Here is a 12,447-nt window from a genome sequence, read left to right on the forward strand (position 1 = left end):
TGACAATCCACGGATCGTGGACTCACTGAACGAATCTCTCTTCGACACACCGGCTTCGGAAGCACCGGCCGTACTCGCGTCGGCGCTTGCGCCCGCTGCAGCGCCCGGCCACTTCGACGAATTGCGCGGCGTGCCGACGCCGCCGGAGCCTTCATCTACCGGCGTCGCCTCGCAGCCGGCGCCACTGCACGATGCATCCTCCACCCCGCCCGTGGTATCGGCCGCCGACGACAACCCGAGCGCCGAAGAACGCCCGCCGCTCGCGCCCGCCTGGTCCGCATTCTTCGAGCATCTCGGCGCCGGCGGCTTCGGCGACCTGCCGCGGCGCTCGATCAACCTCGAGCGGCAGATCCGCGACAACGGCGTCACCTACAACGTCTATGCCGATGCCGACGGTCCGCAGCGGCCCTGGTCGCTCGATCTCTTCCCGCTGATCGTCTCGCCCGACAGCTGGGCGCAGATCGAGGCCGGCGTGCTGCAGCGCGTGCGCGTGCTCGACCGCGTGATGGCCGACGTCTACGGCGCGCAGCAACTGCTGGCCGAAGGCCTGCTGCCGCCGGCGCTGGTGCAGGGCCATCCGGGCTACCTGCGCGCGATGCACGGCGTCGCGCCGCCCGGCGACACCTGGCTGCACATCGCCGCCTTCGACCTGGCGCGCGGACCCGACGGCAACTGGTGGGTCGTCTCGCAGCGCACGCAGGCGCCCTCAGGCCTCGGCTATCTGATCGAGAACCGGCTCGCGATCTCGCGCCAATTCCCGCAGGCCTTCGAGGCGCTGCACGTGCAGCGCATGGCCGCGACCTACAGCGCGATGATGGAAGGCCTGCAGCGCATGTGCCCGGCCGGCGCGCCGCCGCACGTCGTGCTGCTGACGCCGGGGCCGTACAGCGAAACCTACTTCGAGCATGCCTACCTCGCGCGCTACCTCGGCATCACGCTGGTCGAAGGCAGCGACCTCACGGTGCGCGACCAGCGCTTGTATTTGAAGACGCTACAGGGCCTGCGCCCGGTGCACGGACTCATCAAGCGCCTGGACGACGAGTTCCTCGACCCGCTCGAGCTCAGGCCCGATTCCACGCTCGGCGTGCCGGGTCTGCTGCAGGCGATCCGCGCCGGCAACGTGCTGGTGGCCAACATGCCCGGCTCGGCCTTTCTCGAATCGCCGGCGCTGCTCGGCTTCCTGCCCGCGCTGGCGCGCCGCCTGATCGGCGAGAAGCTGCAACTGCCGGCGCTGCCGACCTGGTGGTGCGGCGAACGCGCCGCCATGGAAGCGGTGCTGCCGCAGCTGCGCGATTGCGCGATCAAATCCACCTACGCCGGCTACGACACGCACACCAATTTCGACGCCGTGCTCGGCAGCCGCATGAGCCGGCGCGAACTCGACGAATGGGCCGGCCGCATCGTGCGCCAGGGCGACGAGCACACGGTGCAGAGCTACCTGCCGATGTCGCAGATGCCCACCTGGTCGCAGCGCGTCGGGCCCGGCCGGATCGCGCCGCGCTCGGTGCTGCTGCGCGTGTTCGCGGTGAGCGACGGCGCGCAGTCCTGGCGCGTGCTGCCCGGCGGCCTCGCGCGGCTGCTGGACGCCTCGGCGCAGATCGCATCGATGCAGCGCGGCGGCAGCAGCGCCGACGTCTGGGTGCAGATGCAGACGCGCGGCGAGGTCGACCGCAGCACGCGGCTGCAGCCGCACGCAACGCCGGCCTCGCTCGCGCGGCATCGCGCGCCGGTGACCAGCCGCGCCGCCGAGAACATGTTCTGGCTCGGCCGCTACACCGAGCGCGCCGAGAACGCGGTGCGCCTCGCACGGCTCACGCTCGACCTGCTGGGCGGCGAGGATCTTTCTTCGCCCGCCCTGCTGACCTGGCTGCACGGCATGGCGGTGCGCAATGCGCTGGTGCCGCGCGAAGTGCCGAGCCCGCCGCGATCGCGGCGCGTGTTCGAGCGCGCGCTGATCGCGGAGCTGGGCGATGTCGAACGCGGCGGCAGCGTCGGCTACAGCCTGCGCTGCATCCGGCAGGCGGCTGCCGCGGTGCGCGAGCGGCTGTCGCAGGACCACTGGAACCAGATCGTGCGCGCCGAGAACGAATTCCTGCGCCGCAGCGCCGAGCTGGCCGGCGAGGCCGGCGACGGCGGCTATGCGAGCGGCGCTGCGCTGCGCGACCTCGAGTCGGCGAGCGGCGCGCTGGCCGCCATCACCGGCGCACAGACCGACCGCATGACGCGCGACGATGCCTGGCGGCTGCTGTCGATCGGCCGCCATATCGAGCGGCTCGGCTTCCTGTCGAGCGCGCTGCAGGCCGGCTTCGAGACGGCATCGGTGCACGAGGTCAGCGGCTTCGAGGCCATGATCGCGCTCTTCGACAGCACCATCACCTTCCATGCGCGCTACCAGCAGCGGCGCGACGTCGCCACCATGATCGACCTGCTGGTGCTCGACGGTGACAACCCGCGCTCGCTGGCCTGGGTCACGCAGACGCTGCGCGGGCGCATCGCGCGGCTGGCCGGCAGCGCGCCGGGCAAGCTGAGCGCGCTGTCGCACGAGCTGCCCGACCCGGCCGGCTGGACGCTCGAGCGGCTCTGCGAAGCCGGGCCAGAGGCCCGCTATCCGGCGCTGGAGCAGCTGCTGGAAGCCTGCGAGACCGCGGCCTACCATGTGTCGGATGCGATCGGCATCCGTTACTTCACCTTGACTTCCGACCCGGTACGCTCCGTCGGCGCCTGACCCTCATGCTGCTCCACGTCACGCACGAAACCCGCTATGCCTATGCACCGGCCGTCGAGACGGCCCAGCATCTGGCGCACCTGAAGCCGATCGCCTGCGCTTCGCAGCGCCTGGTGAACCACGCGCTCACGATCGAGCCCGCGCCCGCGCAGCGCAGCGAGTCGCCCGATGTCTACGGCAATGCGCGCGCCTTCTTCGCACTCGATTCCACGCATGACGAACTGGTGGTCACCGCCGAGAGCGTGGTCGAGACCGCGGTGCCGCAGCTCTCGCCGGCGGCCGACCGCGCGCTGCCCTGGGAAGCGGTGCGCGAGCGTTTCCGCTATGCCAAAGGCGCAGCCTTCGACCCGGCCTGCGAATTCGTCTTTCCGTCGACCTACGTGCCGCGGCACGAGGACTTCGCGGCCTATGCGCGGCCCAGCTTCGTGCCCGGCCGGCCGCTGTTCGACGCGGCCATGGACCTGACGCTGCGCATGCATCGCGACTTCGTCTACGACGCCGAGAGCACCGAGATCAACACGCCGGCCATCGAGGCACTGGCGCAGCGCAAGGGCGTGTGCCAGGACTTCGCCCACATCATGATCGCGTGCCTGCGCACCATGGGATTGCCGGCGCGCTATGTCAGCGGCTATCTGCTGACGCAGCCGCCGCCGGGCGAGCCGCGCCTGGTCGGCGCCGACGCCTCGCATGCCTGGGTGTCGGTCTACCTGCCGGGCACCGAGGGGCCCGGCGACTGGAGCGGCTTCGATCCGACCAACGGCCGCCAGCCCGGCGCGGATTACGTCATGCTCGCCATCGGCCGCGACTACGCCGATGTCTCGCCGATGCGCGGCGTGCTGCACGGCGGCGCACGGCATACGCTCGATGTGCGGGTCACCGTGCAGCCGCTCGAAGAGCTGCGCGAGGAAGCGGCACGAGCCGCGCAATCGCAATCGCAATCGCAATCGCAATCGCAAAATCAAACCCCGAACCACCGGGACAAGGAACCCTCATGAGCATCTACGACAAACTCACCAGCCTCGGCATCACGCTGCCGCCCGTCGCCACGCCGGCCGCGGCCTATGTGCCTTTCGTTCAGACCGGCAACCTGGTCTTCCTCTCCGGCCATCTCGCCAGGAAGGACGGCAAGCCCTGGGTCGGCCAGCTCGGCGCCGGCATCGAGACGGCCGAGGGCCGACAGGCCGCGCGCGCGATCGCGATCGACCTGCTCGGCACGCTGCATGCGGCCATCGGCGATCTGAACAAGGTCCGGCGCATCGTCAAGCTGATGAGCCTGGTCAATTCGACCGCGAGCTTCACCGAGCAGCACCTGGTCACCAACGGTGCGAGCGAACTGATGGCCGAGGTCTTCGGCGACAAGGGCGCGCACGCGCGCAGCGCCTTCGGTGTCGCGCAGATTCCGATGGGCGCTTGCGTCGAGATCGAGCTCATCGCTGAAATCGAATGACCCTCTGGGCATGCCGGAGCGCTGATTGGACGACACCGACCGCCACCTGCTGAGCCTGCTGCGGGCCAACGCGCGCGAGTCGGCGGCGCTGCTCGCGCGCAAGCTCGAGCTGGCGCGCACGACGGTGGTGGCACGCATCGCGCGCCTGGAGCGCGATGGCGTGATCGCCGGCTACGGCGTGCGGCTCGGGCAGCAGCTCGAACAGGCCGCGGTACGGGCCTACTGCGGCCTGAGCGTGGCGCCCAGGATGGGCGCCGGCGTTGTGCGCGCGCTCGAACGGCTGCCCGAGGTCGAGGAGGTCTCGGCCGTCAGCGGCCAGTACGACTACATGGTGCTCCTGCACTGCGAGACCAACGAGCAGCTCGACGCCCTGCTCGATCGCATCGGACTGATCGAGGGTATCCGCCAGACCCACACGTCGGTGGTGCTCAGCCGCAAGGTGGACCGCCGCAGCGCGGTCGCGCCGCCCGAACGCTGAGACAAGGCCGCGCACGTCTCGATCGAGGCGCCCGATCAGCCTTTGGGCATGCGGCCCATGTCCATGTGCAGCAGGTTCCAGCGATGCCCGTCGAGGTCGGCGAAGCCGCTGCCGTACATCCAGCCCTGCACCTCGGCGGGCTCGCCGAACACGGTGGCGCCTGCGGCCTTGGCCTTGCGCGTGAGGGTGTCGACTTCCTCGCGCGAATTCGCGCCGAGGGACAGCATGACCTCGGCCGCCTTCGCGGCATCGGAGACGCCGGCGCCCGCCATGGCCGCGAAGGCCGATTCGGGGAACAGGTTGACGATCACGCCGGGGTCGCCGACCACCAGGCTCACCATGTGGCTCTGACCATGCCGGTCGTTGATGGCGAAGCCGAGCGCCTCGAAGAATGCGCGTGATCGGGCGAGGTCCTTGACGGGCAGGTTGAGCCAGAGATTCTGTGCCATGGGGATCCTTGAACGGAGGGTTTCGAATGCGGTGAACCCAACCTTAGCACGCAAAATGGACATCGTCCACATTGCATCGGATGTGCCCCGCTTTCGAGGGGCGCGCCACCGCTCAGGCGCGCAGCGGCAGCGCCAGTCCGATCGCCATGAACACGCCGCCGCAGGCCTGGTTGAAGCGCCGGCCCACGCGCCGCAGCCAGGGGCTGATGCGATGCGCCATGCTGGCGATGAGCAGCTCGATCGCGATCTCGATGACGGCGAAGGTCCCGGCCATGATGACGAACTGGCCGAAGAGACTGCGCGCCGGATCGATGAACTGCGGCAGGAAGGCCGTGAAGAAAAGCAGGCCCTTGGGATTGGTGAGCGCCGAGAGCGCGCCCTGCCGGAACAGCGAGAAGCCCGTGCGGGGCTGCGCCGAAGCCTCGACGTCGATGCCGATCGGCGGCGAGCGCCAGACCTGGATGCCGAGCCAGACGAGGTAGGCGCCGCCGACCCACTTCATCACGGTCAACCCCACCAGCGAGGCCTTGAGCAGCGCGCCGATGCCGAACATCGAGAGGGCCACGACCGCGATGAAGCCGAGCGCGCCGCCGAAGATGGTGTAGAGCGTCTTGCGCCGGCCGTGCAATGCGCCGTGCGTCAGCGCCAGCAGGCCGTTGGGGCCGGGCGACAGCGAAAGCCCGAGGGCCGCCAGCAGGTAGATGAGCCAGGTTGCGAGGTTCATGGACATGCATGCTGCGGGGTGCGGGCGCGGCGGTCAAGCGGGTTCGCGCCGGCCGCCGGGTACAGTGCGGGAATGTCGAATCTCATCGTGCACGGCGGCGCGCCGCTTCGCGGCCGCGTGACCCCCTCCGCCAACAAGAATGCCGTGCTGCCGGTGCTGTGCGCGACGCTGCTGAGCCTCGAGCCGCTGCGCCTGCACGGCGTCCCCGACATCACCGACGTGCGCAAGATCCTCGAGATCTTCCGCACCCTGGGCAGCGAGGTGCAGATGGACCACGCGACCGGCACGCTGGCACTGCATCACCGCGACACCGCCTTCGACGCCGCGCGCCACCGGCTGCCGGAGGAAATGCGCTCGTCCATCATGCTGGTGCCGCCGCTGCTCGCGCGCTTCGGCGTCGCGCGGCTGGAGGACAACGTCAAGGGCTGCACGCTGGGCGTGCGCGAGATCGATCCGCACGTCGATGTGTTTCGCCGCTTCGGCGGCGAGGTCGAGCGTGTCGATGGTTCCCTGCTGGTGCGCAGCGGCGGCCGGCTCAGGCCGACGGACCACTGGCTCGACTACGCCTCGGTCACCACCACCGAGAACTTCGTGCTGTGCGCCGCGGCCGCGGATGGCACATCGGTGCTGACCAACGCGGCGTCGGAGCCGCACGTGCAGGAGTTCTGCCGCTTCATGGCGATGATCGGCGTGCGCATCGAAGGCATCGGCACCTCGCGCCTGACCGTGCACGGCGGCCAGGCGCTGGGCGGCGGCGAGTTCCGATTCGACGAGGACTTCCACGAGATCACGACCTTCCTGGCGCTCGGCGCGATCACCGGCGGCGACGTGAGCGTGCGCAACAGCGCGCCCGGGAACTTCCCGCTGATCGACCGCACCTTCGCCAAGTTCGGCGTGCGGATCGTGCACGAGGACGGCTGGTCGCGCGCCATCCGCAGCGGCCCGCTGAAGGTGCAGACGCCCTTCACCAGCAACGTGCTGACCAAGGTCGAGGCAGCGCCGTGGCCCTACTTTCCGGTCGACCTGCTGCCCATCTTCATCGCGCTGGGCGTGCGTGCGCAGGGCAACGCGATGTTCTGGAACAAGGTCTACGACGGCGCGCTGGGCTGGACGGGCGAGCTGTCGAAGTTCGGCGCCCACGTGTTCTCGTCCGATCCGCACCGGCTCATCACCTTCGGCGGCAATCCGCTGGTGCCGGCGGTGGTGGAGAGCCCCTACATCATCCGCGTCGCGATCGCGCTCTTCATGGTGGCGGCCAGCATCGAGGGGCGCTCCGAGATCCGCAATGCCACGCCGATCCGCCGCGCGCATCCCGGCTTCGTCGAGAACCTGCGCGGCCTCGGCGTGCAGGTGGAGTGGACGAGCGAGGAATGAGGTCAGCCGGCGGCTGCGCGCCCCGCCGCTTCGCCGCCTTTCACTTTCGGAGGACCGGGCCTGCGAGCGCGCGTTCGAGCGCGTCCGGGCCCACATCGCGCGCGGCGCCGAAGCCGGCGATGTGCCGGCCATGCGCCAGGCGGATGGCGACGAAACGGAAGTCGTCGAGCTGCGTCATCGGCTCGGCCTCGGGAAACCTTTCCAGGTAGGCGGCCCGGCATGCGTGCCACGCGGGGCTGTCGGGGACCGGCATCGTGGCCTCGCCCGCCAGGGTCACGCGCGGCAAGGCATGGACGGGCTCGCCGGCCACCTCGGGCTGCATGACGAGCAGCGACACGCCGGGCCGTCGCAGCAGATGACCGGTGTGGGCCGCCAGACCGCTGACATGGAGCGCCAGGCATCCCAACGAAGGCACCACCGCGAACGGCACCATCGACACGAAGGGTGCGCCGTCATCGTCGAGCGTCCCGAGTGCCGCGACGCGCTGCGAGTGCAGCAGCGCGCGCAAGGCGCCGGCCAATCCGCCTTCGGCGGTCAAGCGCTCGCCTTGCGCTCCGGGTAGCGCACCTGGTACCCGTTGCGGTAGATGCCGACCACGAGGCCGTGCACGACATCCGCTGGCCGCGCGGTCACGAAAGAGTGGTCATCGGTCCGGTAGACGACGATGGTGCAGGCCGAGCTCTTGCTCAGCGTGCGGGCCACGCCGTTGGCCTGGCTGGCTGTCGGATAGGTGTTCATTCTGGTTTCCAAGAATGCCATGGACCCAGGGCTTGACGAGCCGCAGCCCTGCACGCATGCGTCAGCCGCGTGAATTTTTCGTGACCTTCTGCACGTTCCATCGCGTGGCTGGCGAGGCGGCTATGTTCGCATCTTCTTCGTGAGGGCGGCTTTCACGCCGGGCCATTCGGCATCGATGATGCTGAAGCGCACCGAGTTGCGCTTGCGGCCGTCGGGCATGATGCGCTCGTTGCGAACGATGCCCTCCTGCTTCGCGCCGAGGCGCAGGATCGCCGCTCGCGACCGCTCGTTCAGCTCGTCGGTGGTGAACTGGACGCGCACCGAATCCAGGGCCTCGAAGGCGTGCGTCAGAAGAAGAAGCTTCGCCTCGGTGTTGACGCCCGTGCGCTGCATCGACGCGCTCAGCCAGGTGCTGCCGATCTCGAGTTTTCGATGCACGGCATCGATCTTCCAGAAGCGGGTGGAGCCGACGACCCGGCCGTTGCGCCGCAGGACGATGGCAAAGGGCATCACCGTGCCGGCCTCGCGCCCGGCCAATGCGGCGTCGATGTAGGCGTCGACGGTGCCGGGCCCGGGGATGACGGTCAGCTTCGAGTTCCACAGCTCGCCATCGGCCGCCGCCGCGAGCAGCGCCTGCCGGTCCTCGGCACGAAGCGGCCGGAGCTCGACGGTGTCTCCGGTCAGGGTGGGTTGAATGCGTGGCGGGGATCGCTGGGACATGGGACTTCGGGGAACGGGCGAACAGCGAGAGATTGTCGGCCATCGACGCCTGGAACCTGCTCGACCTGAGCCTGCGCCATCCGATGCCGCAGAAGGTCGTCACTCGAAGCGGATCCCCTGCGCCAGCGGCAGCCGGCTCGAGAAGTTGAGGGTGTTGGTGCTGCGCCGCATGTACTGCTTCCAGGCGTCGGAGCCGCTCTCGCGATCGCCGCCGGTGTCCTTCTCGCCGCCGAAGGCACCGCCGATCTCGGCACCGCTCGGACCGATGTTGACGTTGGCCATGCCGCAATCGGAACCTGCCGCCGAGAGAAAGCGTTCGACCTCGCGCAGGTCGTTCGAGAAGATGCACGACGACAGCCCCTGGGGCACGTCGTTGTGCAGCGCGATGGCCTCGTCGAAGGCGTCGTAGGCCAGCACGTAGAGCAGCGGCGCGAAGGTTTCGCGGCGCACCACCGCGGTCTGCGCCGGCATCTCGACGATCGCGGGCCGCACGTAGAACGCGTGCGCGAAGCGTTCGGCAAGGATGCGCTCGCCGCCGGTGACGACACGGCCGCCCTGCGCCATGGCGTCTTCGAGCGCGCGCTGCATCGCCTCCCAGGCCGCCCGGTCGATCAGTGGTCCGACGAGCGTGCCGGGCTCCAGCGGATGGCCGATGCGCAGGCTCTCGTAGGCCGCCACCAGCTTCGACAGCAGCCGCTCCCTGACGGTGCGATGGACGATGAGCCGGCGCAGCGAGGTGCAGCGCTGGCCTGCGGTGCCGACCGCGCTGAACAGGATCGCGCGCAGCGCCAGGTCGAGGTCGGCCTCGGGCGTCACGATCATCGCGTTGTTGCCGCCGAGCTCGAGGATGCGGCGGCCGAAGCGCGCCGCGACCCGCGGACCGACCGCGCGTCCCATGCGCGTGGAGCCGGTTGCCGAGACCAGCGGAATGTCGGTGCTGTCGACCAGCGCCTCGGCCTGCGCGGCACCGCCGATCACGATCTGGGCCAGGCCCGCGGGCGCCCGGTCGCCGAAGCGCGCGATGGCCCGCTCCAGCGCCCTGAAGGTCGCCAGGCCCGACAGCGGCGCCTTCTCCGACGGCTTGAAGAGCACCGGATCGCCGCACACCAGCGCGAGGGCCGCATTCCATGCGAACACCGCGCTCGGGAAATTGAAGGCCGTGATGACGGCGACGGGCCCGAGCGGGTGGTACTGCTCCATGATCCGGTGCCCGGGCCGTTCCGACACGATGGTCCGGCCGTAGAGCTGGCGCGACAGGCCGAGCGCGAAGTCGCAGATGTCCACGCCTTCCTGCACTTCGCCGAGGCCCTCCTCGGCGATCTTGCCGACCTCGATCGAGACGACCCGGCCGATGTCGGCCTTGGCGCTGCGCAGTTCATCGCCCCAGAGGCGGACCAGTTCGCCGCGCACGGGCGCCGGCACGTCGCGCCATGGCGCGAACGCGGCCTTCGCGCGGCCGATCAGTGCCGGCATCGCGGCCAGCGGGGTCTCGCGCAGGCGCGCGAGTTCGGCGCCGTCGATGGGCGAGCGCACGGGCAGCGTGCCGCCGGCCCGTTCCGCCGCGCCGATGCCGCAGCGTTCGAAGAGGGAGAGCGGATCGTTCATGGCTGTGGCTCCTTGCGGGTCCTGCGTCGCAGCGACGGCGGCCAGGTGTGCGCGGGCGCCGGGCCGCGATGCAGCTCGGCCGGCCATGCCGCAGCCGCAGGCGTGTCGCCGAGTGCCGCATAGCAGCTGCCGACGCGGGTGGCGAGGAAGGCGTCCAGCGCCACCTGCTCCTGGCCCACGAAACCGCGCGCCGGCAGGTGGCCGTTGCGCAGCAGCTCGACCACACCGACCACGCCCGCCGCCGTCGCCAGTTCGATCGCCGTGCGCTCGATGCCGCGCAAGCGGCCGCCGGCGATGCGGGCCACACGGCTCTCCTGCTCGAAGCGGCCGGCGCGCAGGCCGCACGCCGATGCGAACACGATGACCCTGTCCTCGCGGCTGTGCGGCACCGCATGCTCCAGCACCTGCCGCAGCAGATCGCGCCGTTCGACCAGGCGCAGGTCATGCAGGAGAAAGTCCATCGCATCGCGGTGGCCCGGATAGCGGATCGTCTTGTAGTCGAGGTTGCGCACGCGGCCCGCCAGCGTCTCGCACAGCGTGCCCAGGCCGCCCGAGGTATTGAAGGCTTCGAAGGTCTCGCCGTCGAGCACGAAGCTCTCGTGACCCTCCAGCGGCTGCACCGACACCTGCCGGCCCTGCACGATGGCCGCGCACGGATGGCAGTACTCGTTGATGACGCCGTCGATGCTCCAGGTGAAGTTGTAGCGCAGCCGACCGGTCGCATGGCGCGACAGCGCGCCGACGCGCAGCCGCAGGTCGTGCAAGGTGTCGAAGCGGTCGGCCAGGTGGGCGCCCAGCATCCCGATCACGCCCGGCGCCAGCCCGCTCTGCGGCATCATCACGCTGCGCGCGCCCTCGGCCAGAAGACGGATCGCGGCGGTGGCCGCCACGTCTTCCGTCAGATCGAAGTAATGCACGTTGCATGCGCGCGCCGCGGCGGCGACGCGCGCCGCAAGATGGAACGGCAGCGCGTTGATCACCACGTCGTGGCCGGCCAGCGCGGCGGCCAGCGCCGCGTCGTCGCCGACGTCGAGAACGATGCGCTCGACCAGACGGTCGTCCGGCACCGGCACCGGATGCGCGCGATCGGCGAGCGTGACCGCAAGCCGGTGGTATTCCGCCACCATGTCGGCCACCGTGCTGCCCACCTTGCCGGCACCCAGCACGAGGACTTTGCGAAGGGGGATCGGGCTCATGACGGACTCCTGTTCAACCAGAAGGAACTGTAGGAGCGAGGGCTGGCAGCGGGAAGCCGCCATTGCGTCGCAAGGGCCGGCGATTCGGCCGTAACGACGGCGCGAACGATCGAATCGTCAGGACTTCGGTCCACAATGGACCGCATGGAGACACGTATGACGAAGATCCACGAGACTGCATCCGGCGAGAACCCCGGCGGGCCCTCCGACCCGCTGGTACGGACCGTGCGCGATGCGCGCGGCGTCGTCACGCTGACGCTCAACCGCCCGCGCACCTTCAATGCGCTGTCCGCCGCGATGCTGGACGCGCTGCAGGCCGAGCTGGACGCCGTCGCGCACGACGACACGGTGCGCGTGCTGATCCTGGCCGCCGAGGGCCGCGCCTTCTGCGCCGGCCACGACCTGAAGGAGATGCGCGCGCAACCCGCGCTCGACCGCTACCAGGCCCTGTTCGCGCAATGCACGCGCGTGATGCTCGCGCTCCAGCAGTTGCCGGTGCCGGTGATCGCACGCGTGCAGGGCATCGCCACCGCGGCCGGCTGCCAGCTGGTCGCGATGTGCGACCTGGCCGTCGCGGCATCGGACGCGCGCTTCGCGGTCAGCGGCGTGACGCTCGGCCTCTTCTGTTCGACGCCCGGCGTCGCGCTGTCGCGCAACCTCTCGCGCAAGGCCGCATTCGAGATGCTCGTGACGGGCGAGTTCATCGATGCCGCGCGCGCCATGGAACAAGGCCTGGTCAATCGCGTCGCCGAGCCCGCGCAGCTGGATGCCGAGGTCGAGCGCCTCGCGGCGAGCATCGTGGCCAAGCCGCGCGTCGCGGTGGCGATGGGCAAAGCGCTGTTCTACCGGCAGATCGAGAAGAACATCGCCGCCGCCTACGAGGACGCCGGCCGCACGATGGCCTGCAACATGATGGACGAGGCGGCGCTCGAAGGCGTGCAGGCCTTCATCGACAAGCGGCCACCGGACTGGGCCGCGCGCTGAGCTGCGT

13 protein-coding genes are annotated in these 12,447 nt (G+C 70.1%); 6 read left to right on the forward strand and 7 right to left on the reverse strand.

Features of this window, described 5'->3' with window-relative positions; translation table 11 throughout:
• Positions 1-16 precede the first annotated feature (16 nt).
• From E5P2_RS15620 to E5P2_RS15635, 4 genes are read left to right on the forward strand one after another with little or no spacing between them, the layout of a single operon-like run.
• Positions 17-2,725 (forward strand): circularly permuted type 2 ATP-grasp protein, encoded by a 2,709-nt coding sequence (locus E5P2_RS15620; RefSeq protein ID WP_162568047.1) that lies wholly within the window; start codon positions 17-19, stop codon positions 2,723-2,725.
• 5 nt (positions 2,726-2,730) lie between these two features.
• Positions 2,731-3,720: a transglutaminase family protein gene (locus E5P2_RS15625; RefSeq protein WP_162568048.1), complete on the forward strand. Its 990-nt coding sequence runs from the start codon at positions 2,731-2,733 to the stop codon at positions 3,718-3,720.
• Positions 3,717-4,172 (forward strand): RidA family protein, encoded by a 456-nt coding sequence (locus E5P2_RS15630; protein ID WP_162568049.1) that lies wholly within the window; start codon positions 3,717-3,719, stop codon positions 4,170-4,172. The genes E5P2_RS15625 and E5P2_RS15630 overlap by 4 nt, the downstream gene beginning before the upstream one ends.
• Before the next feature lie 25 nt (positions 4,173-4,197).
• A complete protein-coding gene (locus E5P2_RS15635; protein ID WP_162568050.1) occupies positions 4,198-4,650 on the forward strand; it encodes an Lrp/AsnC family transcriptional regulator in 453 nt (150 codons plus the stop codon).
• Between the two features lie 35 nt (positions 4,651-4,685).
• Here E5P2_RS15635 and E5P2_RS15640 read toward each other — a convergent pair whose 3' ends face one another.
• Complete coding sequence (locus E5P2_RS15640) at positions 4,686-5,099, reverse strand: VOC family protein (protein ID WP_162568051.1); 414 nt, start codon at positions 5,097-5,099, stop codon at positions 4,686-4,688.
• A 112-nt stretch (positions 5,100-5,211) separates the two neighbouring features.
• On the reverse strand, positions 5,212-5,823 hold the full coding sequence (locus E5P2_RS15645; protein WP_162568052.1) for a LysE family translocator: 612 nt from the start codon (positions 5,821-5,823) through the stop codon (positions 5,212-5,214).
• Positions 5,824-5,895: 72 nt separating this feature from the next.
• Here E5P2_RS15645 and E5P2_RS15650 point away from each other — a divergent pair, with 72 nt between their 5' ends.
• A complete protein-coding gene (locus E5P2_RS15650) occupies positions 5,896-7,197 on the forward strand; it encodes a UDP-N-acetylglucosamine 1-carboxyvinyltransferase (RefSeq protein ID WP_162568053.1) in 1,302 nt (433 codons plus the stop codon).
• Between the two features lie 40 nt (positions 7,198-7,237).
• Here E5P2_RS15650 and E5P2_RS15655 read toward each other — a convergent pair whose 3' ends face one another.
• From E5P2_RS15655 to E5P2_RS15675, 5 genes are all read right to left on the reverse strand, one after another.
• Positions 7,238-7,735 (reverse strand): HugZ family pyridoxamine 5'-phosphate oxidase, encoded by a 498-nt coding sequence (locus E5P2_RS15655; RefSeq protein ID WP_162568054.1) that lies wholly within the window; start codon positions 7,733-7,735, stop codon positions 7,238-7,240.
• Positions 7,732-7,935, reverse strand: a complete 204-nt coding sequence (locus E5P2_RS15660) for a hypothetical protein (protein ID WP_162568055.1) — start codon at positions 7,933-7,935, stop codon at positions 7,732-7,734. The genes E5P2_RS15655 and E5P2_RS15660 overlap by 4 nt, the downstream gene beginning before the upstream one ends.
• A gap of 120 nt (positions 7,936-8,055) precedes the next feature.
• A complete protein-coding gene (locus E5P2_RS15665) occupies positions 8,056-8,655 on the reverse strand; it encodes a GNAT family N-acetyltransferase (RefSeq protein WP_162568056.1) in 600 nt (199 codons plus the stop codon).
• A 99-nt stretch (positions 8,656-8,754) separates the two neighbouring features.
• Positions 8,755-10,260, reverse strand: a complete 1,506-nt coding sequence (gene amaB, locus E5P2_RS15670) for an L-piperidine-6-carboxylate dehydrogenase (protein ID WP_162568057.1) — start codon at positions 10,258-10,260, stop codon at positions 8,755-8,757.
• Positions 10,257-11,456, reverse strand: a complete 1,200-nt coding sequence (locus tag E5P2_RS15675; protein ID WP_162568058.1) for a saccharopine dehydrogenase family protein — start codon at positions 11,454-11,456, stop codon at positions 10,257-10,259. The genes amaB and E5P2_RS15675 overlap by 4 nt, the downstream gene beginning before the upstream one ends.
• A gap of 156 nt (positions 11,457-11,612) precedes the next feature.
• Between E5P2_RS15675 and E5P2_RS15680 the strand changes: the two genes are divergently transcribed.
• A complete protein-coding gene (locus tag E5P2_RS15680; protein WP_162568059.1) occupies positions 11,613-12,440 on the forward strand; it encodes an enoyl-CoA hydratase in 828 nt (275 codons plus the stop codon).
• The last annotated feature ends 7 nt before the right edge of the window (positions 12,441-12,447 follow it).

Source organism: Variovorax sp. SRS16 (assembly GCF_901827165.1).
In the GTDB taxonomy this organism is placed as follows: domain Bacteria; phylum Pseudomonadota; class Gammaproteobacteria; order Burkholderiales; family Burkholderiaceae_C; genus Variovorax.